This window comes from Methylobacterium sp. CCH5-D2 (genome assembly GCF_001556475.1).
Classification (GTDB): domain Bacteria; phylum Pseudomonadota; class Alphaproteobacteria; order Rhizobiales; family Beijerinckiaceae; genus Methylobacterium; species Methylobacterium hispanicum.
Window position 1 is genome coordinate 1 of the sequence record NZ_LSIX01000145.1, and the last position, 299, is coordinate 299.

A 299-nucleotide genomic window follows, 5' to 3' on the forward strand; every position below is an offset into this window, starting at 1 on the left:
AGGCCTGGTGGCGCCCGATCCGCGAGGGCCGCTACACCGGCGAGCGCCTCGGCCTGGCCAAGGCCGGCTGAGCCCGGGAACGAGACTGTGGACATCCTCATCCTCGGGGGCGCCGGGCAGGTCGGCACGGAGCTCCAGGCCCTCGCATGGCCCGAAGGCGTGCGGGTCCACGCCCCGGGACGCGACGCCCTCGACATCACTGATGCCGCCGCCGTCGCGCGTGCCGTCGCGGAGCGGGCCTACAGCGCGGTGATCAACACGGCCGCCTACACGGCGGTGGACAAGGCCGAGAGCGCGGT

1 protein-coding gene is annotated in these 299 nt (G+C 74.6%); it reads left to right on the forward strand.

The window, feature by feature from the left end:
• Positions 1-87: 87 nt before the first annotated feature.
• Positions 88-299: sugar nucleotide-binding protein (locus tag AX737_RS03255; RefSeq protein ID WP_156453505.1), on the forward strand; the 212-nt coding region annotated here is incomplete at its 3' end.